The 25,577-nt window shown below is 67.4% G+C and carries 18 protein-coding genes and 2 tRNA genes; 8 read left to right on the top strand and 12 right to left on the bottom strand.

The genetic code is table 11. The features are described 5' to 3' along the window. From KA419_13430 to KA419_13475, 10 genes are all read right to left on the bottom strand, one after another. Window positions 1–182 (bottom strand): hypothetical protein (locus KA419_13430; protein ID MBP7866939.1); only part of this gene is annotated, 182 nt, incomplete at its 3' end. Window positions 183–321: 139 nt separating this feature from the next. Continuing rightward, entirely contained in the window at window positions 322–1,182 is an 861-nt protein-coding gene (locus KA419_13435) for a CvpA family protein (protein ID MBP7866940.1), read from the bottom strand. Window positions 1,183–1,258: 76 nt separating this feature from the next. Next, window positions 1,259–1,510, bottom strand: a complete 252-nt coding sequence (locus KA419_13440) for a GlsB/YeaQ/YmgE family stress response membrane protein (protein ID MBP7866941.1) — start codon at window positions 1,508–1,510, stop codon at window positions 1,259–1,261. 72 nt (window positions 1,511–1,582) lie between these two features. Further along, window positions 1,583–2,119 carry a PH domain-containing protein gene (locus KA419_13445; protein MBP7866942.1) on the bottom strand — a complete coding sequence of 179 codons (537 nt, stop codon included), beginning with the start codon at window positions 2,117–2,119 and terminating at the stop codon, window positions 1,583–1,585. Window positions 2,120–2,697: 578 nt separating this feature from the next. Continuing rightward, window positions 2,698–3,621 (bottom strand): phosphoribosylaminoimidazolesuccinocarboxamide synthase, encoded by a 924-nt coding sequence (locus KA419_13450; GenBank protein MBP7866943.1) that lies wholly within the window; start codon window positions 3,619–3,621, stop codon window positions 2,698–2,700. Window positions 3,622–3,779: 158 nt separating this feature from the next. Continuing rightward, entirely contained in the window at window positions 3,780–4,904 is a 1,125-nt protein-coding gene (locus tag KA419_13455; GenBank protein MBP7866944.1) for a hypothetical protein, read from the bottom strand. Then, window positions 4,904–6,004: a hypothetical protein gene (locus KA419_13460; GenBank protein ID MBP7866945.1), complete on the bottom strand. Its 1,101-nt coding sequence runs from the start codon at window positions 6,002–6,004 to the stop codon at window positions 4,904–4,906. The genes KA419_13455 and KA419_13460 overlap by 1 nt, the downstream gene beginning before the upstream one ends. Before the next feature lie 65 nt (window positions 6,005–6,069). After that, window positions 6,070–8,688 (bottom strand): alanine--tRNA ligase, encoded by a 2,619-nt coding sequence (alaS, locus tag KA419_13465; protein MBP7866946.1) that lies wholly within the window; start codon window positions 8,686–8,688, stop codon window positions 6,070–6,072. Continuing rightward, window positions 8,685–9,158 carry a RecX family transcriptional regulator gene (locus KA419_13470; protein MBP7866947.1) on the bottom strand — a complete coding sequence of 158 codons (474 nt, stop codon included), beginning with the start codon at window positions 9,156–9,158 and terminating at the stop codon, window positions 8,685–8,687. Before KA419_13470 ends, alaS begins: the two co-directional genes overlap by 4 nt. Further along, entirely contained in the window at window positions 9,158–10,288 is a 1,131-nt protein-coding gene (locus tag KA419_13475) for a type IV pilus twitching motility protein PilT (protein MBP7866948.1), read from the bottom strand. The genes KA419_13470 and KA419_13475 overlap by 1 nt, the downstream gene beginning before the upstream one ends. A 327-nt stretch (window positions 10,289–10,615) precedes the next feature. Between KA419_13475 and KA419_13480 the strand changes: the two genes are divergently transcribed. Beyond that, window positions 10,616–10,693 (top strand) — tRNA-Pro (locus KA419_13480). Window positions 10,694–11,070: 377 nt separating this feature from the next. Then, a tRNA-Arg gene (locus tag KA419_13485) sits at window positions 11,071–11,147 on the top strand. Between the two features lie 377 nt (window positions 11,148–11,524). On the opposite strand, the gene KA419_13490 is transcribed toward KA419_13485, so the two are convergent. After that, window positions 11,525–11,932: a hypothetical protein gene (locus tag KA419_13490; protein MBP7866949.1), complete on the bottom strand. Its 408-nt coding sequence runs from the start codon at window positions 11,930–11,932 to the stop codon at window positions 11,525–11,527. Window positions 11,933–12,218: 286 nt separating this feature from the next. Between KA419_13490 and KA419_13495 the strand changes: the two genes are divergently transcribed. From KA419_13495 to lnt, 4 genes are all read left to right on the top strand, one after another. Further along, window positions 12,219–12,920, top strand: a complete 702-nt coding sequence (locus KA419_13495) for a hypothetical protein (GenBank protein ID MBP7866950.1) — start codon at window positions 12,219–12,221, stop codon at window positions 12,918–12,920. A 136-nt stretch (window positions 12,921–13,056) separates the two neighbouring features. Then, window positions 13,057–16,341, top strand: a complete 3,285-nt coding sequence (locus tag KA419_13500) for a PD40 domain-containing protein (protein MBP7866951.1) — start codon at window positions 13,057–13,059, stop codon at window positions 16,339–16,341. A 160-nt stretch (window positions 16,342–16,501) separates the two neighbouring features. After that, window positions 16,502–17,035 carry a methylated-DNA--[protein]-cysteine S-methyltransferase gene (locus KA419_13505; GenBank protein ID MBP7866952.1) on the top strand — a complete coding sequence of 178 codons (534 nt, stop codon included), beginning with the start codon at window positions 16,502–16,504 and terminating at the stop codon, window positions 17,033–17,035. A 6-nt stretch (window positions 17,036–17,041) separates the two neighbouring features. Continuing rightward, window positions 17,042–18,718, top strand: a complete 1,677-nt coding sequence (gene lnt, locus KA419_13510; GenBank protein ID MBP7866953.1) for an apolipoprotein N-acyltransferase — start codon at window positions 17,042–17,044, stop codon at window positions 18,716–18,718. Window positions 18,719–19,159: 441 nt separating this feature from the next. Here the strand turns inward: lnt and KA419_13515 are convergent, their stop codons facing one another. After that, a complete protein-coding gene (locus KA419_13515; GenBank protein MBP7866954.1) occupies window positions 19,160–21,694 on the bottom strand; it encodes a DEAD/DEAH box helicase in 2,535 nt (844 codons plus the stop codon). A gap of 667 nt (window positions 21,695–22,361) precedes the next feature. Here KA419_13515 and KA419_13520 point away from each other — a divergent pair. Then, window positions 22,362–23,669 (top strand): thymidine phosphorylase, encoded by a 1,308-nt coding sequence (locus KA419_13520; protein MBP7866955.1) that lies wholly within the window; start codon window positions 22,362–22,364, stop codon window positions 23,667–23,669. 141 nt (window positions 23,670–23,810) lie between these two features. After that, window positions 23,811–25,565, top strand: coding sequence for a hypothetical protein (locus KA419_13525; protein MBP7866956.1), 1,755 nt, complete (start codon window positions 23,811–23,813; stop codon window positions 25,563–25,565). Window positions 25,566–25,577: the final 12 nt, after the last annotated feature.

The following is a 25,577-nucleotide window of genomic DNA, read 5'->3' on the forward strand; positions in this document are numbered from 1 at the left end:
TGATGGTACCGGGCGGATGCGGAGAGGCCGCGGACGTCCTGGAGGTACCCCTCGTAGCGCTCCCAGAGGACCACGTGCGGGGGCGGCGGCGGCGCGGGTCGAGGCGCTTGCGGCGGCTGAGGCGCGGGCGGCGGTGCGCCCTGAACCTGGGTCTCGTAAGGGTCTTGCGGATGGTTGGCCAAGCGGTCTCCCTGGCGGCTGAACAGCCGGTCGCATCGCCGCGGGGCCCGGGGTGTTCGATCACGGTTCCCTCACCGGGCCTCGGCGTCAAGGTCACACTATAACAGCATCCGGGGCGGCAATCAAGCCTGCCCGAAGTCCTCAGGGCCTGCCGGCGGGGGCGGGGGAGGCGGGCCGGGGCCTGGGCGACCGCGACGGAGACTTCGACGCCCGCTTGGCCGGCGCCGTTGAAGCGGATGCCGGCTTCGGTTTCTTTCCCGGCGACTTTGACAGGGCGGGGTTGGTGGGCGATTTTTTCTGATCAGGCCGAGGTTTCAACGTGGTTGGCTGAGAATCCGCCTGATGGGGCGCCGGTTCGGCGCTCGTCCCGGCTTCGGCGCTCTTCCCGGGAGCGGCCGGGATGGGGGAGGGGGGTGCCGCTAGGCGCCCGGCGGGCGGGGGGGCGGGGTCGCTGCCGGCCCCTGTCCGGGGTCCCGGGGCGGGCGTCCGGTCCACCCAGAGGCGGTAGAGTTCCCGGTAACGCTGGTCGTAACCGTCCCGGAGGTCCCGGGGGAGGGCCCAGACCACGCCCTGACCCGCCATCATCAGGTAGGGGGCGAGGGCGGAGTTCTCGACCGCCGTGGACTTCCAGGGGAAGGCGGTGAGGGCCAGGATGATGACGGCGCAGACCAGCCACCCGCGGACCAGTCCGAAGAGCGCGCCCAGGACCCGGTCGACGGGGTGGAGTTCCGCCTCGCTGAGCAGGCGATGGATGAGGAAGATCAGGAGGGCGCCCAGCCCGAGGACCCCGAAGAACACCAGCAGGAACCCCAGGACCGAGTCCAGCGGATGAGAGGCCACCCGCGACGTCAGGGGGTGCAGGGCCGGGTAGAGTCTCCCGGCGAGGATCACGGCGAGGCAGAGGCTGACCAGGGTGACCAGTTCCTTGACGAAGCCTTTCAGGGCGGCCAGGAGAAACGACAGTCCCAGGATGACGAGGAAGACGATGTCCAGCCAGTTCATGCGACGCTCAACGACCTCTTTCCCCGCGCACCGACGGGATCTGCGGGCTGCGGCCCGGCAGGAGGGGGCCCCGCCGTCAGCGGGACCGGACGAGCCGGTAGACCAGGAGCAGGATCAGGGCGCCGCCCACCGCCAGCCCGAAGCTCTTCAGGTTGAACCCGGTGAAATCACCCCACCCGAGCCTGGAGGCGATGTAGCCGCCGAGGACCGCTCCCCCGATGCCGAGGACGATGGTGAGAACGATCCCGCCCCGGTCCCGGCCGGGCATCAGGATCCGGGCGACGATTCCGACCAGCAGGCCCATGACGACCCATGACAAGATACCCATTCTTCCTCCTGTGACGCGCGGTTGCCCGATCGCGGCCGGGCGTTTTTCCCGAAAAGGGCCTTGCTCCCGGCCCTACTCCACCACGCCGAGGACGTTTCGGCGCTGCTTGGCCAGCATGAAGGCCTTCTTCAGATCGTCGAAGATCCGGCGACCCGGGGGCAAGCCCTCGAGGACCACGACCGGCGTCGTGGCGTCGGTGGTGACCAGTTCGATCTGGCAGATGCCCAGAAGGCGTTCCCGGAGGCTCTGCTTGAAGACGATGTCCTTGATCCGCCAGAGCTCGATGTTCTGGATGGTCTTGGCCAGGATCCCGTACTCGTACTCGAGGCAGAGCGTGGTGATCTTGTAGCGCATGGTGACCCGCTTCAGGTACTTGTACAGGAACATGATGAAGCCCACCAGCGAGACGGCCAGGGGGAAGTACCAGACGGCCCACCCGTTGGCCAGCCAGATGCCGAAACCGACGAAGCCCGCCACGATGACGAGAATGGACAGGAAAATGAAAAAGCAGTCCGCCTTCCAGCTGGGGACCCCTTCCCAGATGAGCTGCTCGTCGGCTTGGGCGCGGTCCTGCGCCTGGGCGGTGAGCGGGTTGGCCTGATCGTTCATCGGTGCCTCCTTGTTTCCGAAGATACACCCGTGCCTGGAAAAAACAGGGATTCGGCGAGCGCGCCTGGTATGAGTATAGTGATAAATTGCGGGAAACTCAATGTTGATGCGTTCGCAAAAAGTCCTTTTCTCTCACAGAGGAACGGAGGCACAGAGAAATGCAAATCGTATTTAATAGAATCAAAAATCCTTACGATTCTTCTCCGTGCCTCTGTTCCTCTGCGAGATCACAACCAAGACGTTTTGCGACCGCATCATTCTTTGCGTTCTCTGCGTTCTTTGTGGTTGAATTGACATGTAGCGGTACCGTCAGGTTTAATGAGAAATCTCGCGTGGAGACGCAGAGCCGCGGAGAGAGCCGGAATGAGTGTAGTGTGCCTTTGCGGGATAAAGGCCGGATCGGTCCTCGCCAAGACGCGACGCGGGCAAGGGAAGACCGCCCTGGCCATAAAATCCGCTCCCGGCCGCCATTCCGACAGATCGTCATGTTCCCGTGCGGGGCGTGGCGGTCCCGTGGCCCCGCGCGGGCCTGAGACGGCCCGGCTCGCATGTAAGCCCGAAACCCGGGCCGCGACGCCTCACTCCGCCAGGTCCTCCCCCGTCAGTCGCCGGAAGGCCTCGCCGTACTTCTCGGTGGTCTTCGCGATCACGTCCGCGGGTAGCGCGGGGGCGGGCGGGTTGCGGTCCCATCCGCACCCCGTCAGCCAGTCCCGGACGAACTGCTTGTCGAAGGAGGGCTGGGCCCGGCCCGGGGCGTATCCGTCCGCCGGCCAGAAGCGGCTGGAGTCGGGGGTCAGGACCTCGTCCACCAGCATCAGTTTCCCCTCGTGAAGCCCGAACTCGAACTTGGTGTCGGCGATGATGATCCCCCGCCCGAGGGCGTACTCCGCGGCCCTCGAGTACAGCTCGAGCGCCCTCCGGCGGACCTCCCCGGCGAGGGGCTCGCCCACGAGGCCGCTCAATGTCTCGTAGGGGATGTTCTCGTCGTGCCCTTCCTCGGCCTTGGTGGAGGGGGTGAAGAGGGGCTCCGGGAGGCGGGCGTTCTCGGCGAGGCCCTCGGAGAGCGCGATCCCGCAGACCGTTCCCTGCCGTTGGTACTCCTGCCATCCGGACCCGGCGAGGTAGCCCCGGACGATGCACTCCACCGGGAGGACCCTGGCGCGGCGCACCAGCATGGACCGCCCTGCGAGCAGGTCGCGGAAAGGCTGGAGGGACGCCGGCATGGCCGGAACGTCGCCGGTGATGACGTGCCCCGGGAGCAGGCCCTCGAAGCGGCGGAACCAGAACAGGGAGAGCTGGTTCAGGACTTTCCCCTTGCCGGGGATGGGGTCGGGGAGGACGCAGTCGAAGGCCGAGATGCGGTCGGTGGTGACGATCAGGAGGTCATCCCCGACCTCGAAGATGTCCCGGACCTTTCCCCGGCTGACGCGCCGGAATCCGGGCAGTTCGGCCTGGTGAAGGGGAGGTGTCGGGTTGGGGTGGGCGTTCGGGCGATGGTCCATGGTGTCACTCCGGTGTGGTTTTCAGCGAGCGCCTATCTTACCAGCTTCTTGCCGGAATACCAGCACTTTCGTTTTCAAGGCCTGGGCCCGGGCAAAGCGGTAAGGAGACCACGAAATACACGAAAAACACGAGATACGCCCACGGTGTGCACCCGGTCTCAGTCCGGGTGGCGGGGGGCGGGGGGGCGCCGGGCGGGTTTTCCCGCGGGCCGCCCGGCAGCGGTCTGCGGTTTCTCGGGGATGACCAAGCAGCCGCCGCCGTCGTCCACGATCAGCAGGCAGCCGCGGCCGCCGATGACGGTGCGGGAAAGGCTCTCGGGCTTCATCCCCGGGGCGAAGGACACGCCGGGGACGAGGGTCGCCCGCCCCGCGTCCCCGCCGTCCCAGACCGCCAGCCGGAAGGGGGCTTTCCCGCTGCGGGAGGCGTCGCCCAGGATGAGGGGGAAGTTCCCGTGGGCGGAGTCGTACTCGATCCCGCGGACCCCGAGGCCGCCTTCCCCCCCCGCTACGTTCAGCCGGATCGGTTCCCCGGCCTCGAGGTTGTCCGGGGTCCAGTCGCCGGACCAGTCCTTCACCCGGACGGGGAGGAGCATCGGGCGGCCCTCCGCCAGCGGGTTGCGGAAGCCCAGGACCAGGGCGTTGCGCCGCGGGTCCCAGGCCAGGCCTTCCACGTTGATCCCGCCGCGGTTGTCGGCCAGGTCGGCGATCGGGGTCAACCGGGAGACGTTCCGCACCAGCCAGTCCCGGAAGCCCGGCATGGATTCCGCCCTCACGCGGTCGCCGTCCACCTCCATCCGGACCAGGCTTCCCCGGGCGGCGCGGGAGGTTTTCGACTTCCGCTTGATGGACTGGGAACAGACCCCGACCAGGACCGGCCGATCGCCGCCCCGGACCAGGGTGAGGCCCTCGAGATCTTCCGGGGGGGGGCCGGAAAGGTCCAGCTTCAGCGGGCGGATCGACCCCGAGAGGCGGAGATCGCCGGAGAGGGAGAAGGCGTAGAGGGCGCGGGAACAGCGGTTGTCGACAAAGAGGGCCCGCCCGTCGGGCAGCGTGACCACCCCGGAGGCATTGTAGGCCAGCCCCGTGGCGGGGTTGTTCCCCGGGAAGCGAAGGGCGTGAAGGCTGCCGGATGCCGGGGAGACGTTGACCTTCTCCTTCGCGGGAAGCACGCCGGGGGCGGCGAGAAGCAGGGCGAGGCCCGTCGCGAGGGCCCGGGACCGGCGACGAACGGAAGGGAGACCCGGTTGCGGGCGGGCGGCCCGGTTCGGCTTGACCGGTATCATCACGGGCCCTCCGGGGCGGGGGCGTCGGGGATGACCGCGAAACCGCCCCCGTCGTCCACGACAAGGAGGAAGGTTCCCTGAGCGGACCGGACCCGGGTGACACTCTCCGGCTTCACCTTCGGGCTGAACAGCAAGCCGGGGAGAAGTTCCGTCCGCCCCTCGTCGCTGCCGTCCCAGAAGGCCAGGCGGAAGGGCGCCCTGCCGCCGCTCACCGCGTTCCCGAGGAGGACCAGGAAGCCCTCGCGGTCGGGGTCGTACTCGAGCCCGCGGATGCTCATCCCCGCTTCGGCGTTGACGAGGTCGAGACGGATCGGTTCGAATGCTTCCAGGTTGGCGGGGGTCCAGGGACCGGCGAGGTCCCTGACCCGCAGCGGCAAGACGAGGGGGCGTCCGTCGGCCAGGGGGGTGCGGAGCCCCAGGAGAAGCGTGCCCCGCCACGGGTCCCAGGCCAGGCCTTCCACGTTCAGGCCGCCGGCGTCCGCCTCCAGGCCGGAGGCTGCGGCGAGCCCCGGGACGCTGTCGACGAGCCACTCCCGGAAGCCCGGCATGGATTCCGCCGAGATGTTCTCCCCGTCCACGGTGATTCGGACGAGGGAGCCTGCCGCGGCCCCGGGTACTTTTCCCCGCTTCGGGGCCGAGAGCGAGGAGACGCCGAACAGCACCGGGCGGTCACCCGCCAGGGCGAGGGTGAGCCCTTCCAGGTCCGCCGGGGGCACGCCCTTCAGGTCGAAGCCCGCGCGCCGGGGGGGGGCGGTCAGCCGGTGCCGGTCGTCGAGGGTAAAGGTGTAGACCGCCCGGTCGGCATTGTTGTCCACGAACAGGAGGCGGCCGTCCGGGAGGGCGGCCACGCCCGACGCGTTGTAGACGTCCAGGGAGTCGGGGTTGCGGCCGGGAAAGGGGACGCTCGGGACGAAGGGCCCTTCCGCCGCCGGCGGCCCGGGCCGGACCTTTTTACCCCCGGCCGGCAGGCCCGCCGGGGCGAAGAGCAGCAGGGAAGCCAGTGCGAGCGCCAGGCGTCCGGGGTGACGGTGAACGGGGAGGAAACGGCCGGAGAAGCGGCCGGAGTCGATCAAATTCTCATGGTCGAATGCTCTCCTCAAGTCTCCGGTCCCTTGTCTGTGTATTTCGTGTATTTCGTGGTTGAAATCTCCCCGACGTTTCGGGGTCAGCCCTTCAGGAGCCCCGGCAGCGCGGCCATGGCCTCGGCCAGGCGGGCGGGGTCCTTGCCCCCGGCCTCGGCCAGGGTCGGCCGCCCGCCGCCCCCGCCGCCGACCCGGGCGGCCAGGCCCCCCACGATTTTCCCCGCGGGGTGGACCTTCCCGACCTCGGGGGTGGTCATGACCACCAGGGCGGCTTTTCCCTCGATCTCGGCCCCCAGGGCCACCACCGCGTTGCCGAAGCGCTTGAGAAGCTGGTCCGCCAGGGTCCGGAGGGCGGGGCGGTCCACGTCCTCCAGCACCCCCGAGACGGCCCAGGTCCCGTCCACGTCCACGGCGGCGCCGACAATGGACTCCAGCGACCGGGAGGCGTTGATCAGGCGCAGCCGGTCGATCTCCTTCTGCTGGCGCCGGGTCGCCTCCTGGAGTTCGGCCACGGCGGCGGGGAGTTTCTCGTTGTCGGCTACGCAGACCTGGCGGATGGCGTCCAGGGTGCGATCGGCGGACACGCTCCGCCGGTAGCCCTCGATCCCCGTCATCCCTTCGATGCGCCGGACGCCCGCGGCGATCCCGCCCTCGGACGCGATGCGGAAAATCCCCATGGAACCGGTGCGCGACAGGTGGGTCCCGCCGCAGAGTTCCCGGCTGACCCCTTCCACGGACACCACGCGGACCGTCTCCTGGTACTTTTCCCCGAAGAGGGCCATGGCGCCGCTCTCCACCGCCTGGTCCACGTTCATGAGGTCGGTCCGGACGGGGTGGTTGGCCCAGACGGACTGGTTGACCCGCTCTTCGATGGCCTCCAGTTCGGCCGGCGTGACGGCGGTGAAGTGGGAGAAATCGAAACGGAACCGGTCGGGGGCCACCAGGGAGCCGGCCTGCTTGACGTGGGGCCCCAGGACCTCCCGCAGGGCCGCGTGGAGCAGGTGGGTCGCGGTGTGGTTGCAGGCGGTGAAGAAGCGCCGCCGCTCGTCCACTTCGGCGTGGAGGGTCTCCCCGGGAACCAGGGTGCCGTGGAGCACTTTCACGCGGTGCAGGGTCACCCCGGCAGCCGGGGCGTGGGTGTCCAGGACCCGGGCAGAGACCTTTTCACCCCGGAGGAAGCCCTGGTCCCCCACCTGGCCGCCGGACTCGGCATAGAAGGGCGTCCGGTCGAGGAACACCTCCCCCTCGGCCCCCTCGGCGAGTTGGTCGATCCGGGCGTCCCCGACCAGGATGGCCTCGACGCGGGCGTCGGGGACGAGAAGGGTGTCGTAGCCCTCGAAGCGGGCGGGCGTCGCCGTCAGCTTCCGCACGTCCTCGGCCAGCACCTTGTGGGCTTCCCCCTTCCAGCTGGCCCGGGCCCGTTCCTTCTGTTGCTCCAGCTCCGCCTGGAAGCCGTCCAGGTCGAGCGTCAAGCCCTTCTCCTCGGCGATCTCCCGGAGGATGTCCAGGGGGAAGCCGTAGGTGTCGTAGAGCCGGAAGACCTCCGCGCCGGAGAGGGCGCCGCCGGAGGCCCGGGCCGCGTCCTCCAGCTTGGACAGGCCGAAGTCGAGGGTGGTGGAGAACTGCTCCTCTTCCACCCGGATGACACGCTCCACGTAGGGCCGGGCGGCGGTCAGTTCGTCGAAGGGATCGCCCATGAGGTCGGCCGTGAAAGTGGTCAGGCGGTGGAGGAAGGGGTCCTTCACCCCCAGCATCTTCCCGTGCCGGATGGCCCGGCGGAGGATCTTGCGCAGGACGTACCCGCGCCCCTCGTTGGACGGGACGACCCCGTCGGAGACGAGGAACGCGCCCGAGCGGCTGTGGTCGGCGATGATGCGCAGGGAGACGTCCGATTTCGGGTCCTGCCCGTAGCGCACCCCGGCGATGGCCTCGGCCTCGCGGATGATGGGCAGGAAGAGGTCCGTGTCGTAGTTGCTCAGCTTGCCCTGGAGAACGGACGTGATGCGCTCCAGGCCCATCCCCGTGTCGATGGAGGGGGCGGGCAGGGGGGTGGTGGTGCCGGTCTCGTCCCGGTTGTACTGCATGAACACCAGGTTCCAGATCTCCAGGTAACGCCCGCACTCGCAGTCGGGCGGGCAGTCGGCGTGGCCGGCCGGGCTGACGCCCAGGTCCACCAGGATCTCGGAGCAGGGGCCGCAGGGGCCGGTGTCGCCCATGGCCCAGAAGTTGTCCTTCTCGCCGAGGCGCAGGATGCGACCGTCCGGCAGGCCCGTGACCCGCCGCCACAGGCCGGCGGCCTCGTCGTCCTCCCGGAAGACGGTGGGGTGGAGCCGGGAGGCTTCGATGCCGTAGACCTGGGTGCACAACTCCCAGGCGAAGGCGATGGCGTCCTCCTTGAAGTAGTCGCCGAAGGAGAAATTGCCCAGCATCTCGAAGAAGGTGTGGTGCCGCGGGGTGTGGCCGACGTTCTCCAGGTCGTTGTGCTTGCCGCCCGCGCGCACGCACTTCTGGGTGGAGCAGGCGCGGCGGTAATCCCGCGTCTCCCGGCCCAGGAAGATGTTCTTGAACTGGTTCATCCCGGCGTTGGCGAAGAGCAGGGTCGGGTCGTTTCCGGGGACCAGGGAGGAGGAACGCACCACCCGGTGGCCCCGGTCCTCGAAGTATTTCAGGAACGTCGCTCGGACATCCTTGGCGGTTGTCATGGCTCACCTCGGCGAAAGTGCTCGATGGCCTCACGGATGGCCTCGGGGTCGAAGCCCCGGCGGGCCAGACGGTCGAAGAGGCGGCGCCGGTCCCGGGGGTCCGGCACCCCCTCCGGAAGTCCCCGCGCCTCCTTGCACACGGCCCGGGCGAGAAGCTCCCCCGCGGGGTGCTCTTCCAGGGTGGCGTCGATGGCCGACTGGACGAGGTCGGGAGGGAGACCCGCCCGTTCCATCTCCAGCCGGGTCCGGCAGGGTCCGTGAAGGGCCCGGACCAGGTGCTTCTCCGCGAGGGTCCGGGCCAGCTCGGCGTCGTCAAGATACTTCAACGACCGCAGTTTGTCCATGACTTTTTCGACGGCGGCGGGGTCGCCCACGGCGGAGAGACGCCGGCGCATCTGGGCTTCGGAGCGTCCCTGGATGGCGAGCAGGCGGAGGGCCTTGCGGAGGACGGCCGGGTCGTCGGGGCCCATCAGCGGTTCATCATCTGTTCCATTTCCTTCTCCATCTCCTCCGTGGCCGAGTCGGCGGTGGAGTAGATGCCCTGGCAGCGCAGCTTGAACTCGTCGGGGTTGCTGGCGTAATTGAGGGCGTCGTCGTAGGAGATGAAGTTCTTCTGGTAGAACGAGTAGACCGACTGGTCGAAGGTCTGCATGCCGTACTGGCTGGTGCCCGATTTGATGGCGGTCTTGATGAACTTGGTCTTGGCGGGGTCGATGATGCAATTCCGCACGAACTCCGTGACCAGGAGCACCTCCACGGCGGGGACTCGACCCTTGCCGTCCGAGCGTTTGAGCAGGCGCATGGAGACGACGGCCCTCAGCAGCGAGGCCAGTTGGATGCGGATGTTGTTCTGGTGGTGGGGCGGAAAGACGGAGATGATACGGTTGATGGTCTCGGTGGCGTCCAGGGTGTGAAGGGTGGAGAAGACCGCGTGGCCCGTCTCCGACGCCAGGAGCGCCGTCTCGATGGTCTCGCGGTCGCGCATCTCGCCGACGAGGATGACGTCCGGGTCCTGGCGGAGGGCGCTTCGGAGGGCGTCGGCGAAACTCTTGGTGTCGACGTTGACCTCCCGCTGGGAGATGATGCTCTTCTTGTCGCGGTGCAAAAACTCGATGGGGTCCTCGATGGTGATGATGTGGTTGGTCTCGCACTCGTTGATGTGGTCGATCATGGTGGCCAGCGAGGTGGACTTGCCCGAGCCGGTGGTCCCCGTCACCAGGATCATGCCGCGGGGGATGAGGGCGATCTTCTTGAGGACCTCGGGGAGGTAGAGTTCGTCGAAGGTCTTGATGGTGGCGGGGATGACACGGAAGACGATGGAGACCGTCCCGCGCTGCTGGAAGACGTTCACACGGAAACGCCCCAGGCTCTTGACGCCGTACGCCAGGTCGAGCTCCGAGTTCTCCTTGAAGTAGAGCTTCTGGCGGTTGTTCATGATGCCGAACGCCATCAGCAGGGTGTCTTCCTTGGTGAGCTTCTTGAATTCCATCAGGGGGACCAGTTCGCCGTTCACCCGGACGTTGGGGAAGGACCCCGCCTTGAGGTGAAGGTCCGAGGCGCCTTTGGATACGGCTACTTTCAGGAGATCGTCGACTTTCATGGTTCGCTCCCGCGTTCGGAATATGGAAGTATTCTATCCGCCCGCCCCCCCGCCGTCAACGGTTTTCATGTAAGTACGCGCCGCCTGCCGGGCGGCGCACGGTCATGCGAAGCCGAGAGCGCCTTCCGGCAGAAGGCGCCTACCGTACGTGCCGCCTGCCGGGCGGCGCACGGTCATGCGAAGCCGAGAGCGCCTTCCGGCAGAAGGCGCGTACGACCGCCGGCCAGGAGAGAGGCGCCGGAGAAGCGGCGCTTCGTCGGTACTCCGCGCCGCACTCCACCCTTGACAAAAATCCGTGGCGAGGCTACACTCCGGCCTTGCGTCGGGCGGGACATAGCGCAGTCTGGTTAGCGCGCCTGCCTTGGGAGCAGGAAGTCGCAGGTTCGAATCCTGCTGTCCCGACCAGTTCTTTCCCTCTACGCCTCAATCATCGGTATCGGAATCGGTATCGGAATCGGAATCGGTATCGCAATCGGGATCGCAATCGGGATCGCAATCGCAATCGGTATCGCAATCGCTTCCGACCCCGGCTGCAAGCCGCCAGGGAACTCGGCCCGGACGGACGCGGCGAAACGGAACCCCCGGCGTCGCGATCGCCGCTGCACCCCGAGAACGAGCGAGGGGCTGAGGGTCGCGAGCGCCTGGGCCACCCACTCACGGCCCGTCGCTGGCGCTCCGGGTGCAGGGTCCGATGGCGACAGCGAAACCGGCAGCGATACCGGCCGCGATGCCGATGCCGACCCCGAGGAGGGTAAAGCGGGAGGGGAGACGAGAAACCGCGCGCGCCCGTAGCTCAACCGGACAGAGCACTGGCCTTCTAAGCCGGGGGTTGTGGGTTCGAGTCCCGCCGGGCGTGCCAAAACCAAAGCGGCTTGCACAGATGCAAGCCGCTTTTCTTTGGCCCAAGCCCGACAAGCCGGAAAAGGAACCACGAGATCCGCGAAAAACACAGAGCGGTTTACAACCGAAAAAAATCTCGCAAAATAAATAATTTCCGGGTCATACCTTCTTCGTTCGCGGGGTTCGAGGTTAAAAGCAGGCTTTTAGCGGTTTAGGCTGAAGGGATTTTGCGTCCGGCTCGGTGTATCGTGGCTGCCTTGAACACCCTGCCCCGGCCCCGGAAACCTGTCCGGGTAATCCATGAACTTCGGGGTTCATTCTCCCGCCTATCCGTGTTCGTCCGTGTTCATCCGTGGTTTTATCCGGGTTGGGACGTGATGAACCCCGGGCGGCGGCTCAGTTCGACCGGGTCCGGAGCGCCTGCTCCAATCGGGCGATGTGCGCCTCGGTCAGGCTGCCGCCCCGCCAGGCCGTGACGACCGCCGCCGACGCTTCGATGACCGGGTCCGCCCCCTCCGCCCCCAGGTCGGGTTGCCGGGGCCGTTCCGACCCGCTCCGACGGCCCTGTTCGGCCACCCGGCGCTCGGCGGCCTGCATGCCGGCCACGATCGCCTGCAACCCCGGCCCGGGGGTCGCCGTGGGTTCCGGGAGGCGGTCGTCGTCCACATGGTGGCGACGACGCCGTCGACGACTCCGCTTCATGCCGGAGAAGGCGGGAAGGAGATAGCGGATCAGGATCCCGCCCAGGAGGATCACCACGAAGGAGAACAGGAGGAGGGTCAACGAATCTTCCAGCAACAGCATGTCAGATCTTTCCACCTCATCGCCTGGATTCGACCGGGAGCCGGGCCGGGGCGATGCGGACACGCGGATTATCTCACAGGAAACGCCGTCCCTCAAGTGTTCCGGCCGTCGCGGGGGCCTTTCCGTGAACGGCTCGACCGGAGGCCGGTTTCGGCTTGTCTTTTAACCCTGGATCTGGCACACTTTCCTCCACGGCGGCCGTCGTGCGCCCCTCCCGTTTCGCTCCCGGGGCCGGGCGGCCTTCCCGTGATCGAGGATTTCCTTTCGCTTCAAGGAGGTATTTACCATGACGGTGAAACGTCTCGTGCCGGTCGCCGTGCTCTGTGCCTTCCTCGGCTTCGCCTTCGGGCAGGCCCCCCCGTCAAAGCCCTGCATCTTTTTTGTCCAGCAGGACATGCGTCCCCTGATCGACGAGTACGACTTCGAGGCCGGTTTTCTCAACCTGGTCAAGAGCCTCCCCCCCGACCGCCCCGTCGTCTTCGTGGCGTTCGCCGGCACCGGCTACAAGGAACTGTTCTCGGGCAAGGCCTCCGAGTTGACCGCTCTGCCCAAGGCCTTTCAGTTCATGGTGACTTCCTCCCTGACCATGCCCTACAAGACCCTCCTGCAGTTCCTCAAGGACAAGTCTCTGGCGGACACCAACGTTTACGTCGTCACCAACGGAAGTTCCCAGGACCTTCTCCACTGCGCCGAGAGCGAGGACCCGGAACAGCTCTCCTCCCGGGGCCGGACGGGCTCGGCCATCAGCTTCCCCGTCATCGTCAAGTCACCCCTGCTCAACGAACTGACGGACCTGTGCAAGAAGACCAAGGTTCGCCTGGTGGGCTTCCTCGTGCAGAAGAACGTGCCCATGGGCGGCAAGAGCCCGGCGGTCATCTACCGGACCGCCTTCAACAGCACCATGGACGGGTCCAAGGGGAAGGGCTTCGTCAACTTCACCTCCTTCGACGGCGTCTTCAAGTCCGCGAAGAAGTTCTTCCAGAACTGACGGCGGCGCTTTTTGAGGGGAGTTCATACTTCGCCCCCCTGACGGCGTATAAAGTCCGACGAGGCTCGTCCGACACGCGTATTCGCCCTGTCGGGGAGCGGGTTCACCAAGCTTTTCGACCGGAGGATCATCCGCCATGAAGTGCGTTCACGTGCTGATCACGGGGGCCGTCCTGTTGCTGGCCGCCGTTTCCCCGGCGGCGGGCGAGACCCGCCGTTTCACGACCTATCCCGACATCCGGGGCGAGCGCCTCGTCTTCACCTGCGAGGACGACCTCTGGACGGCGCCGGTCTCCGGCGGCACGGCCGTTCGCCTCACGACCCACCCCGGGCGCGAGATCGCGGCCAAGTTTTCGCCGGACGGCCGGTGGATCGCCTTCTCGGCCTCCTACGACGACGGGTTGAACGTCTACGTCATGCCGTCGGGGGGGGGAGCGCCCAAACGTCTCACCTGGCGGGGGTTCTGTGTCGTCCAGGGCTGGACGCCCGACGGGGCCCGGGTCGTCTTCCGCTCCCGCCACGAGGTCACGTTCCGGCCGGTGGACAAGCTCTTCACGGTGAACCTGGACGGGGACGAGCCGGAGGCGCTCCCCGTCCCCCAGGGCATCCAGTGCGCCTTCCCGGGCGAGGGAAAGGGCTTCCTTTACAGCCCGCGCGGCCGGGAGGAGTACTACTGGAAACGCTACAAAGGCGGCCAGTATCAGGAGATCTGGTTCTGCGACCCGGCGGCGAAGAGCTGGCGGAAGGTCACCGACTACGTCGGGAAGAACGCCTACCCCATGTGGGCGGACGGCCGGGCCTGGTTCGTCTCCGACCGCGGGCACGGGGGGGTCTCCAACCTGTACACCCTGGACCTCCAGACCGGCCGCGCCGAGGCCAGGACGGACTACACCGATTTCGACGTCCAGATGCCCTCCACGGACGGGAAACGCATCGTCTTCCAGCAGGGCGGCCGCCTGCGAGTGTTCGACCCCGCGGACGGTTCCGTGAAGGCGATCGAGCTGACCCTGCCCTCGGACGGGTGGCCTCTCCGGGACCGGATGGTCGCGGGCAAGGACTTCATCCAGACCCTCGCGGTGTCCGACGAGGGGAAGACGGCGGTCTTCGAGGTCCGCGGGGACGTGTTCCTGGTTCCCGAGGACGGGGAGACCCCGCCCGTGAACGTCACGGCGACCCCGGAGAGCCGCGAGCGCTTCCCGCGCCTTTCCCCGGACGGCAAGACCGTGGCCTTCTTCTCCGACCGGTCGGGGGAGTACGAACTCTACGTCAAGCCCGCCCGGCCCGGCGGCGACTGGGTTCAGCTCACCAGCGGCCCCCCCACCACGTACTATCACGCCGAGTGGTCCCCCGACGGGAAGAAGCTCCTGTTCGGCAGCAAGGACTTCGCCCTTTTCTGCGTGGACGTGGAGACGCGAAAAACGCTCACCCTCGACCGGTCCAACCAGCTCAAGAACGACGAGTTCTACTGGGAGGTCAGCGACTACGCCTGGTCCCCGGACTCGAAGTGGGTGGCCTATTCCCAGGTGCAGTACAACCGCAACAACCGGATCTTCCTCCACCACCTCGAGACCGGCCGCAAAGTCCCCCTCACCGACGGGTTCCACGACTGCCTGAACCCGACCTTCGGGCCCGAGGGGGACTGCCTCTACTTTCTCTCCTACTCCAATTTCGACGTCACCCTGGACCTCTTCGAGGACAATCACGTCATCGCCCGGCCGGTCCGGGTGATGGCGGCGCTCCTTCGCGAGGGGATGAAGTCCCCCTTCGTCGAGAAACCGGTGGACGCCCGCAAGGGAAAGGTCCCCGAGCCCACGGCCGGTAAGGAGATCAACCGGGAGCCGTTCCGGATCGACGCCGACAGCCTCACCCGGCGGGTCCTCCCCGTGCCGGTGCCGCCCGGGAACTACTTCTACCTGCGGGCGGGGAAGGGGACCCTGACCTGGGCCTCCGTGGCCGCCTGGGACGACGGCGAGTTCGAGGAGGTCTTCCGGCCCCTCGGGAAGGAAAAGTGGGACCTGCACCTCTACGAGATCGCGACCGGGCGGGACACGGTGCTCCCCCAGAAGGTGGTGGACTGGCGCCTGTCCGTCAACGGGGAGCACCTGGTGGTGAAGACGCGGGCCGACTACTTCGTCGGCCGGCTGGAAGCGGTGCGGGAGGCCAAGGCCCTCGGCGAGCCCCTGAAACTGGACAGCCTGTACTGCCTGGTCCGCCCCCCGGCGGAGTGGTCCCAGATTTTCCAGGACACCTGGCGCTGGTACCGCGACTTCTTCTACGACCCCGGCATGCACGGGATCGACTGGAAGGCGGCCGGTGACAAGTTCCGCGCCTGGCTCCCCGACCTGCGGTCCCGCGACGATCTGAACTGGCTCCTGTCCCAGCTGGTGGGCGAGTTGTGCGTTTCCCACACCTACGTCAGCGGAGGGGACCGCGGCCCCGTCAGCCCGCCCAAGCCGTCCGTTCGCACCGGCCTCCCCGGCGCGGACCTGAAGGCGCACCCCTCCGGTTTCTACTGCTTCGAGCGGATCCTGGGCCCCACCGTGGGGGCCCCCGACCTCGAGTCCCCGCTGACGAAGCCCGGGATGAAAATCAAGGAGGGCGACTTCCTCCTCGCCGTGGACGACGTTCCCCTCAAGGCCCCGGAGAGCCCCTACCGCCGGTTCCAGGTAACGCCCGGGCAGCAACTGCGGTTGACCGTCAACGACCGGCCGTCCACCGAGGGGGCCTGGACCCTCGTGATCGAGCCCGTCGAGGACGACTACCGCCTTCGGTACGAGCGGTGGGTGTCCGACAACCGGGAGTACGTGGAGAAGGCCTCCGGCGGCGAGATCGGCTACCTGCACCTCTACGCCATGGACGAGGACAACATCGGCCGCTTCGACCGGTACTGGCGCGCCTACCGCTACCGCAAGGGCCTCATCATCGACGTCCGCGGCAACGGCGGCGGGTGGACGGAGTACTTCGTCATCGACAAGCTCGAGCGCGGGCTGGTGGCCATGAACGTCCTCAAGGGCATGGAACCCTTCCGCTATCCCGGGTCAACCTCCACCGCGAAGCTGGTGGTGCTGACCAACGAGTACAACGGGTCCGACGGCGAGTGCTTCGTCGAGCACTTCAAGGCGGAAAAGCTGGGCACCGTCCTCGGCGTGCCCTCGTGGGGCGGGCTGGTGGGGATCATCAACACCCAGCTCACTTCCGACAACGGGCGGGTCGAGCAGTCCAACAACGCGTTCTTCGGCCGCGAGGGCGCCTGGTGGGTGGAAAACCACGGCGCCGACCCCCACCGGGTGGTCGAGAACGACCCCGCTTCCCTGATGCAGGGCCGGGACGTCCAGCTGGAGACGGGGGTCGAGGTCCTCAAACAGCAAATCGGGGAAAGCCCGTTCCGTTTCGCCCCGGTCCCGGCGTACCCGAAGCGCTGAGGGGGAGGAGACCTCGACCCCGGGGGGAGGAGGCGTTCCTCCTCCCGGCGGGAACCGTCTCGAATCCCCGGCGGTCCGCGGGAATCGTACAAGGGACATTGTGGCAATCCCACGGGTGTGGGATAATCCTGTATTCGAATCCCTTGAAGGGGGTATCGGCATGAAAATGACGCATTTCCGTTTTGACACGCCCTGGGGGGAGTTCTCCGGCGTCGCTTCCGACAAAGGTCTGGTGCGTCTGGATTTTCCGGGTGCCCCGGTGGCGCCGGACTCGCGACTTGCCGGTGAGGGCGGCGCCCTGGCCGACGACGTCGCGGGACAGGTCCGCGAGTACCTCGAGGGGAAGCGCTCGGGGTTCGCCTTCCCCCTGGACCTGACCGGGACGGCGTTCCAGCTTGCGGTCTGGCTCCAGCTCACCCGGATCCCCTTCGGCGCTGTATCCTTCTACGGGGAGGTCGCCGCCTCCATCGGCCGCCCCGGTGCGGCCCGTGCGGTGGGCGGGGCGGCCCACGCCAACCCCGTCCCCCTCGTGGTGCCGTGTCACCGCCTGGTGGGCCGTGACGGCTCGCTGACCGGGTTCGGGGGCGGCCTGGGCCTCAAGCTCCGCCTCTTGAAACTCGAGGGGGTCCCGGTGGACGAGGCCCTCGGGAAGGTCCGCCTTTCAGTGTGCGCGCCTCCGCCCGGGAGGGGTTGACGCCCCATGCGGACCTTCCTCTCGATGCTCCGGTACGCGTTTGCGTCGGCCCTCTTCCTGGTGCTGTCGTTCCCCGGCTTCTCCCTGTGGCCGATGGCCTGGGTGGCCCTGGTCCCGCTCCTGTGGGGCCTGACGAAGTGCCGGGGCAAGCTCGGGGGCTTTTTCATCGGTTTTTGGGCCGGTGTCCTGTTTTTCGCCGGGCTCCTCTACTGGATGCCGGCCGCCATGATCGCCTATGGCCGTCTGAGCCCCCTGGCGGCGGCCCTGGTCCTGCTGGCGGCCTGTGCCGTCCTGGCCCCGTTCTTCGGGTTCTTCACCCTCGCACTCCACCTCGCGGCGCGCCGGTTCGGCATCCGCGCCTATCTGCTGGCGCCGTTCGCGTGGGTGGCGGCGGAATTCGCCCGGAACCACCTGGCGGTCACCGGTTTCCCCTGGGGCCAGCTGGGGGTCAGCCAGGCCCTGGTGACCCCGCTGATCCAGATCGCCGACCTCACCGGGGTCTACGGCGTCTCCTTCCTGGTGGTCGCCGGGAACGTGGTGGGCTTTTACCTGCTCCGGCCCGACGTCGGCCGTCGTTTCAAGGTGGCGCTGGGGGCCTTCCTGGCGCTGGGGCTCTTCCACGTTCTGCTCTACGCCGAACTCCGGTGGTTCCAGTACCGGGAACCCCAGGGCGAGCCCCTGAAGGTGGCGGGGATCCAGGGCAACATCCTCGACCCGAAGGACTGGATGGACGCCCACTGGTCGATCTACCCGGCCATGATGGACGCCGCGCTGGCCCAGGCGCCGGGGAGCCGCGTGGTGATCCTCCCGGAAAACCCCGTCTCCATGACCTTCGAGGACAACCCCTCCTACCGGGACCTGATGGCGGGCCTGGCGCGCAAGCACAAGGTCTCCCTGCTCTTCAACGGGGTGCACCGGATCGGGGAGGGGCAGTACGGAAATTCCGTTTTCTGCATGGACGAGAACGGGCGCGTCACGTCGGTCTACGACAAGATCCGCCTGGTGCCCTTCGCGGAGTTCGTCCCCTTCGAGAAGGTCTTCTTCTTCGCCGAGGCCATGAGCCAGGAGATCAGCCACTTCACCGCCGGGACGACCCACCGGGTCCACCGGCCCGCCGGCGTCCCCACCGGGGTGAACGTCTGCTACGAGGCGGTCTTCCCCGAGGAATCCAGGACCTTCACCGCCCTCGGCGCCCAGTGGCTCGTCAACGTCACCAACGACGCCTGGTTCGGCGACACGGCTGCCCCCTGGCAGCACTTTCAGAATTCCCTCGTCCGGGCCGTGGAGAACCGGCGCTGGCTGGTCCGGGTGGCCAATTCGGGCCTCAGCTGTATCATCGACCCCATGGGACGGGTCCGGGAGGCCGTCCCCCTGTTCCAGCGCGGCTGTCTGACCGGCGTGATCCACCCCATGACGGACCGGACGGTCTACGTCGCGGTGGGGGACGTGTTCGCCTGGCTGTGCGTGGCGGTGACGGCGGCATACCTGTTCCTCGCCTTCCGGAAGCACGGGGAGCCCCTGCCGGCCCCGGGCCTGGCCGAGCCCGAGACCCCTGGCGCGGACGAGCCGGGCACGGGTGAGCCGGAGACGGGGGCCCCGGGGGGCCGGGTGGCCGACGGCAGCCCTGACCGGGGAAGCGACCCCGGAACAAAAACCACAGAACACGCAGAACACGTAGAATAAGCAGAATATGCAGAACACGCAGAAAGCATGTTCTGTTAGTAAAATACAAATTGTATTTCTCTGTGCCCCAGTGCCTCTGTGAGAGAATAGGACCGGACCCTTCAAACCACAAAGAACGCAAAGACACGCAAAGAGGGCCAGGAAATCCAGGTTTGTAAGTATTTAAAAGGCGTAAGTTCTGGCTGGTTTCAGGGAAAACCCGGCGACGATGTCCCCGGTGCCGGGGATCGATGCCCCGCGCGTCCTCACCGCGTCAGGGGTTCAATCCGTGTCGCGGGAGCGGCAGGGCGGCCGTCCGATCGGTCAGAAACCTCATTTCGCAACCTCACTTCTTGGCGAACTTGGCGACTTTGCGAGATCCTGATCCGGATCGGCTCTCGCCAAGGCGCAAAGCTCGCAAAGAATGACGGCATGGGGCTTAGAACGCAGCCGCTGAAGCGCCTACCCCTCGAACTGCTCCTGGAAGCGCCCGGCCTGGAGGAGGATCTCGTCCAGGGGCGCGTAGAGGGGTCGCAGGCGGGGCAGGGCGTCGAGGAACTCGCGGCCGTAGGGTTTCGTCATCACCCGGTGGTCGCAGATGAGGACCATCCCCCAGTCGGCGTGGGAGCGGATGAGGCGGCCGAAGCCCTGCTTGAGCTTCAGGACGGCATGGGGAAGCGAGTAGGCGGAAAAGGGGTTGCCCCCGTCCCGCTTGATCTTTTCGAGGCGGGCCTCCACCAGGGGCTCCGTCGGGACCTGGAAGGGGAGCTTGACGATGATGACGCTCCGCAGGGCCCGCCCCTTGACGTCGACGCCTTCCCAGAAACTGTCGACGGCGAAGAGAACCGCCTTGGGAAGGGCCTTGAAGTCCTCCAGCAGCCGGTGACGGTCTGCGCTCCCCTGGCGGAGGAGGTTGAAGCCGGCGGCCCCCAGGGGGCCCTCCAGGGTCCGGTGCATGTGGCTCAGGTGGCTGTAGGACGTGAAGAGGACGAAGGCGCCGCCCTCCGTGGCGTGGACCGCCTTGCGGACCGCCTCGACGGTGGCGTCCAGGAAGGCCCGGTCCGTGGGGTCCGGCAGGTCCCGGGGGACGGCGAACAGCACCCGGTTCCGGTAATCGAAGGGGGACTCCAGCACGGTTTCCGTGATCCGTTCCGGCGGCTGGAGCGCCAGCCCGCTCCGGGCTTTCACGAAGTCGAACTTCCGGCCGACGCTCAGGGTGGCCGAGGTGAGGATCACGGCCTCGTAGCGATCGAAAATGGTCTTGGACAGGCGGGGTGCGACGTCCAGCGGCGCCTGCTCGAAGGCCAGGCTGAACTGGTCTCGCCGTCGCCGGATCTCGATCCACCGGCAGGTGTCCTCGGAGTCCTCCAGGAATTCGTCCAGTTTCTCGGCGCCGGTCCGCAGGCGGAGGATGGCCGCTTCCAGGTCGAGCACGGGGCTCTTGACGTGGTCGAGCAGTTCGGGCGGGAGCTTGTAGAGGAGGTTGGTGAGGCGGCCGCAGGTTCCGGTGAGCCGGATCACTTCCGCCGCCGCGTCGGCGACCGCGGGCCGGATGACGTCTTCCCAGAGCGGGGTGCCCTCGGTGGCCCGGGAGATCCGGATCTTCAGCTCGGTCCCGTCGTAAGCCGATTTCTCCCGTCGGGACAGGACCTCCCGGATCAGCCCGTCGAAAAGCCGGTCCAGCGTTTTTCGGCACTCGGCCCGCGCCGGGGTGAAGACGTCTTCCACGTACTGGTTGATCCGGTGGGCCAGGGGCTTTGCCGAGCGGCCCGCCGCTTTCCCGATGGAGTGGGCCAGCCCGGGGACCAGACCGCGGGAGGGGTCGCGGGCATTCTGAAGCCGGCCCAGGTTGCGGACGAAGAGCCAGGGGGTCAGCCGGACGCCGAAGTACTTGGCCGCCACGTCCTCGACGTGGTGCGCCTCGTCCAGGACCAGCCGGTGAAACTCCGGCAGGACGCCGCCGCTGCCCTTGGGGCCGCTCTGCTCCCGGACCGCCATGTCCGCCATGAGGAGGTGGTGGTTGGCCACGATGAGCTGGGCCTTTGCGGCTGCCCGGCGGGCCATGAAGAGGAAGCACTTCGAGAAGTGGGGGCACTTGGCGAACAGGCAGGCGTCGGACTCGCAGGCCACCAGTTCCCAGGTCTCCCAGGAGAGGGGGATGCCCAGGTCGCTCCGGCTGCCGTCCTGGGTTTTTCCGGACCACTCGACGAGGGCGGACAGTTCCTCGGCGTTCTCCACCGAAGCGCTCAGGACGGGGTCTTTTCGCAGGTCCTCCAGCTTGCGCAGGCAGAGGTAATTGTGGCGCCCCTTCATGAGCACCGCCTCGAACGCCATCCCCAGGCGTTGCTTCAGGAAGGGGATGTCCTTGTGGATGAGCTGCTCCTGGAGGTTGATGGTGTTGGTGGAGACCACCACCCGCTTTTTGTTGTCCAGGGCCCAGCGGATGGCGGGGATGAGGTAGGCCAGGGATTTGCCGACCCCCGTCGCCGCCTCGACGAGGGCCACCCGCTTTTCGTTGAAGGCCCGGACCACCTCGGCCGCCATCCGCTCCTGCTGCGGGCGGTGTTCGAAACCCTCGAGCGCCGCGGCCAGTTGGCCGTCCCGGGAGAAGAGGCTGACGATCTCGTCGGTCCGGAGGTCCTGCGCCTCCGCTTTCCGCATGGGCTCCACGGTGACGTGGAGGCGGGAGACGGCGTTGTCCACGATGCAGGAGGCGACGCCCCGCCCGGCGAACTCGGCGGCCAGGCCGACGTCGTTCTCGGAAGGGGTCAGGTCGCCGCCCGGGTGGTTGTGGATCACCATCATGCCGTGCTCGGCGGCCTCGAGAACGGCCGGCACGCAGTTCCGGTTTCCCCTCGCCACCACGCGGACCGACGCGACCTTCAGGGCGTCGTCCAGGGTCGCCACGCAGAAGACCTCGTGCCCGTGGTTCTGCCGGATCAGGCGACGCAGCGCCTCGACGGCTTCCGGCCGGAAATAGTCCGCCACGTCCTGCATGCTGGAGCCGCCCTCCCCGCGGCGGGGCCATCTTACCACAATCCCGCGCCCCCGTTCGCACTGACCGCCCGGTTTTGCCGGGATGGTTTGCAAAACGTCCTTTTCGCTCACAGAGGCACTGAGAAATACAATCGTCGGTCAGGAACCACGGGCTTCCCGCGGATTCTCCGTGCCCGTGAAAGCAGAGTCGGGACTTGATGCGAGGCCATCGGAATTACCTTCCTGGAAAATGGTGAAATCGGGTACACTGCTTTCGAAAGCCGGAGGGTGAGAAAACCTGATGGGGCGCATTCTCGGGGCATGCCAGCCGTCGATGCCTCCCGTTTGTGCCGTTCGGAGTCTTCATCTCCAGCCGAAACCCCTCCGAGCGGGCCCGGGACTACCCGGCCCTCCGGGCCCTGTTCGACGGGGTGATCGCTTCGCTCCGGGGATGAGCCTGCGAATCGACTACATCCGGCAGACCGACCTGCCCGAGGCCAACGTGTACCGTTTCGGCTTCGGCGGGGTGTTCCACGGCGGCCGGCGGGACTGACGCTCGGAAAAAGCTTGAAATGGCGGGTGATCCGGTGTAAATGGTCAGGAGCACGCCCGATCGGCCGACTGACGTGCCTGCCGTCCCCGGGGCGCCGACCTCCCGGGGAACGGACGCCATCCGGGAGGGAATCCCATGAACATGCTTGACATCATCCGCACCAAGCGCGACGGGGGCACGCTCTCCGCCGAGCAGATCCGTTTCGCCGTCGGGGGGGCCACGGACGCTTCCGTCCCCGACTACCAGCTGAGCGCGTTCCTCATGGCCGTCTTCCTTCGGGGGATGGACGGCGAGGAGACCCGCCGCCTGACCGAGGCCATGCTCCACTCCGGCGACCTCCTGGACCTCTCGGACCTTCCGGGCCCCAAGGCCGACAAGCACAGCACCGGCGGGGTGGGGGACAAGACCTCCCTGATCCTGGCGCCCATCGCCGCGGCGGCGGGGGTGCTGGTGCCCATGATCAGCGGGCGCGGCCTCGGGCATACCGGCGGCACCCTGGACAAGCTGGAGGCCATCCCGGGCTTCTCCGTCAAGCTGGACGTGCCGGGGATCCGCCGCGCCCTCCGGGAGGCCGGTTTTTGCATCGCCGGCCAGACCGAGCGCATCGCCCCCGCCGACCGCAAGCTCTACGCCCTGCGGGACGTCACCTCCACCGTGGAGTCCATCCCACTGATCACCGCCAGCATCATGAGCAAGAAGCTGGCGGAGGGGATCGACGCCCTGGTCCTGGACGTCAAGACCGGCAAGGGGGCTTTCATGCAGACCCGGGAGGACGCCCGGCGCCTCGCCGAGGGCATGGTGGACACGGGCCGGCGCATGGGCAAGCGCATGACGGCCTTCATCACCGACATGAACCAGCCGCTCGGGTTGACGGCCGGCAATGCCGTGGAGGTGGCGGAATCGGTTCGCACCCTTCGCGGCGAGGGCCCGAAGGACCTGGAAGATCTCTCGGTGGAACTGGCGGCGGAGATGATCCGCTTGGGCGGCGCGGCCCCCGACATGGACTCCGCCCGGAAGGCCGCCCGCGAACAACTGGCCTCGGGGCGGGCCCTGGAGCGCTTTGCCCGCTGCGTCGAGTTGCAGGGGGGCGACCCCCGGATCGTCGAGGACCTTTCACGGCTTCCGGCCGCGGCGCGAAACCTGGCGGTCACCGCGGAGGCGGACGGCTACGTGGGGGAGATGGACGCCCGGGGCGTCGGGGTCGCGGTGGTGCTGCTCGGCGGCGGCCGGATGCGGCAGGAGGATGCCGTGGACCCGGCCGTGGGCGTCCGTCTGGAGAAGAAGACCGGCGACCCCGTGAAGCGCGGCGAGACGCTGGCCGTTCTGGAGTACAACGCCGACACCCGGCTCGAGGAAGCGGTGAAATCCGTCCGGTCCGCCTACCGCATCACCCCGGATCCCCCGGCGGCGTCCCCCCTCGTCCTCGAACGTCTGACGGACTAGGGCGCGTTTTTTTTGAGGGGCGTGATTTTTTTCGTGTAATTTGCGCGGATCGCGGCTAAAATCTGCGGGCAAAGTCAAAATCCGGCTGTCCGGGGCTTTGCTTTCGGCGAAACCAAATCATTAATCGCGGAGGCTCCTTTTATGGGCGGTGTCAACCTGACCGGCATCGTGGGTCTCATCGGGATCCCGCTCCTTGCCTACCTCCTCTCCACCAACCGCAAGGCGATCCGGTGGAAAACGGTCTTCTGGGGCTTCGGGCTCCAGTTGGGCTTCGCGCTCATCGTGCTGAAGTGGGAACCGGGGATCCGGGCCTTCCAGTACCTGGGGCAGGCCATCAACCACCTGCTGGACTACTCCCGCTACGGCTCCGAGTTCGTCTTCGGGCCCCTCGGCTCCCGGGCGGCGCTGATCCGGATGGTGGAGAACCTCACCGGGCGCTCCATCGCCAGCAGCGACCCGCTCATGCAGTTCGTGGGGGTCTTCGCCCTCCAGGTGCTGCCCACCATCATCTTCATCGCGGCCCTTTTCGCCATCCTCTACTACCTGGGCGTGATGCAGATCATCGTCCGGATCTTCGCCCGGGTGATGAGCTTCGTCATGGGGGCCTCCGGCGCCGAGTCGCTGAACGTGGCCGCCTCCATCTTCATGGGGCAGACGGAAGCGCCCCTCACCATCCGGCCCTTCCTGGCCAAGATGACCCAGTCCGAGTTGATGTGCGTCATGACCTCGGGGATGGCCCACATCTCCGGCGGCATCATGGCGGCCTACATCGCCTTCGGCGCCAGGGCCGAACACCTGCTCACCGCCGTCATCATGACGGCGCCCGGCACCATCATGATGGCCAAGCTCCTGGTCCCCGAGACCGAGAAACCCGAGACCATGGGCAAGGTGAAGCTGGACATCCCCAAGACCGACGTCAACATCATCGACGCCGCCTGCCGCGGGACCGGGGAAGGCATGCACCTGGCCATGAACGTGGCGGCCATGCTGATCTCCTTCATCGCCCTCATCGCCCTCTTCAACGGCCTCCTGGGACTCATCCCCGTGGGGGGCACGCCGCTGTCCATGGAACGGATCTTCGGGTGGGCCTTTGCCCCCGTCGCCTGGGCCATGGGGGTGCCCTGGGCCGACTGCACCAACATCGGGAACCTCCTGGGGACCCGCCTGGTGCTCAACGAGTTCATCGCCTACATGGGCCTCGGCAACATGAAGGACCTCCTCGACCCGCGCTCCTTCACCATCGCCACCTTCGCCCTCTGCGGCTTCGCCAACTTCTCGTCCATCGGGATCCAGATCGGCGGCATCGGCGCCCTGGCCCCCACCCGCCGGCACGACCTGGCGCGGCTCGGGTTCAAGGCGGTCCTGGCGGGGACCCTGGCCAACTTCATGACGGCGTCCATCGCCGGCATCCTGATCGTCCCGAAACCGGTGATGGTCGCCCCGCCCGTGATCGTGCATCAGAAGACGGTGGACTTCCCCATGACCTTCCAGGCCGTCCTCTCCGGCAGCATCGACCCCAAGGGCAACAGCGTCGACTGCTGGTTCGAGTACGCGTCGGACGCGGCCTTCAAGCTGGAGAACAAGGAAGGCACGGAAGCCAGGAAGCTGGTGTACCATCACCGGACCGACAAGAAGGTCCTCACCGGCGAGGGTCCCAAGGAACTCGATGCGGTGGTCCGGCACCTGCCGGCGGGTTCCAAATGGCACTATCGGCTCGTGGTCTTCTCCGGGAAGGAAACGGTTTTCGGCCAGGACCAGGTCTTCACGGTCCCGGTGCCGAAGTTCAGCCCGGACAATCTCCCGGCGGCCGCCCCGACCCCGGTGGTCACCGCCGAGCCCGGAGCGCCGGCGGCGGCCCCGGCGCCGGAGACGGCCCCCGCGGATCCGCCCAAGTAACGCCGCTCGATC

Source organism: Acidobacteriota bacterium (genome assembly GCA_018001935.1).
Taxonomy (GTDB): domain Bacteria; phylum Acidobacteriota; class JAAYUB01; order JAAYUB01; family JAAYUB01; genus JAGNHB01.

What these genes read in the sequence shown, in the direction of transcription:
- KA419_13435 (MBP7866940.1), bottom strand. Translation starts at nt 1,182, where the DNA reads ATGAACTGGCTGGACATCGTCTTCCTCGTCATCCTGGGACTGTCGTTT.
- KA419_13440 (MBP7866941.1), bottom strand. Translation starts at nt 1,510, where the DNA reads ATGGGTATCTTGTCATGGGTCGTCATGGGCCTGCTGGTCGGAATCGTC.
- KA419_13445 (MBP7866942.1), bottom strand. Translation starts at nt 2,119, where the DNA reads ATGAACGATCAGGCCAACCCGCTCACCGCCCAGGCGCAGGACCGCGCC.
- KA419_13450 (MBP7866943.1), bottom strand. Translation starts at nt 3,621, where the DNA reads ATGGACCATCGCCCGAACGCCCACCCCAACCCGACACCTCCCCTTCAC.
- KA419_13455 (MBP7866944.1), bottom strand. Translation starts at nt 4,904, where the DNA reads ATGATACCGGTCAAGCCGAACCGGGCCGCCCGCCCGCAACCGGGTCTC.
- alaS (MBP7866946.1), bottom strand. Translation starts at nt 8,688, where the DNA reads ATGACAACCGCCAAGGATGTCCGAGCGACGTTCCTGAAATACTTCGAG.
- KA419_13470 (MBP7866947.1), bottom strand. Translation starts at nt 9,158, where the DNA reads ATGGGCCCCGACGACCCGGCCGTCCTCCGCAAGGCCCTCCGCCTGCTC.
- KA419_13475 (MBP7866948.1), bottom strand. Translation starts at nt 10,288, where the DNA reads ATGAAAGTCGACGATCTCCTGAAAGTAGCCGTATCCAAAGGCGCCTCG.
- KA419_13490 (MBP7866949.1), bottom strand. Translation starts at nt 11,932, where the DNA reads ATGCTGTTGCTGGAAGATTCGTTGACCCTCCTCCTGTTCTCCTTCGTG.
- KA419_13495 (MBP7866950.1), top strand. Translation starts at nt 12,219, where the DNA reads ATGACGGTGAAACGTCTCGTGCCGGTCGCCGTGCTCTGTGCCTTCCTC.
- KA419_13500 (MBP7866951.1), top strand. Translation starts at nt 13,057, where the DNA reads ATGAAGTGCGTTCACGTGCTGATCACGGGGGCCGTCCTGTTGCTGGCC.
- KA419_13505 (MBP7866952.1), top strand. Translation starts at nt 16,502, where the DNA reads ATGAAAATGACGCATTTCCGTTTTGACACGCCCTGGGGGGAGTTCTCC.
- lnt (MBP7866953.1), top strand. Translation starts at nt 17,042, where the DNA reads ATGCGGACCTTCCTCTCGATGCTCCGGTACGCGTTTGCGTCGGCCCTC.
- KA419_13515 (MBP7866954.1), bottom strand. Translation starts at nt 21,694, where the DNA reads ATGCAGGACGTGGCGGACTATTTCCGGCCGGAAGCCGTCGAGGCGCTG.
- KA419_13520 (MBP7866955.1), top strand. Translation starts at nt 22,362, where the DNA reads ATGAACATGCTTGACATCATCCGCACCAAGCGCGACGGGGGCACGCTC.
- KA419_13525 (MBP7866956.1), top strand. Translation starts at nt 23,811, where the DNA reads ATGGGCGGTGTCAACCTGACCGGCATCGTGGGTCTCATCGGGATCCCG.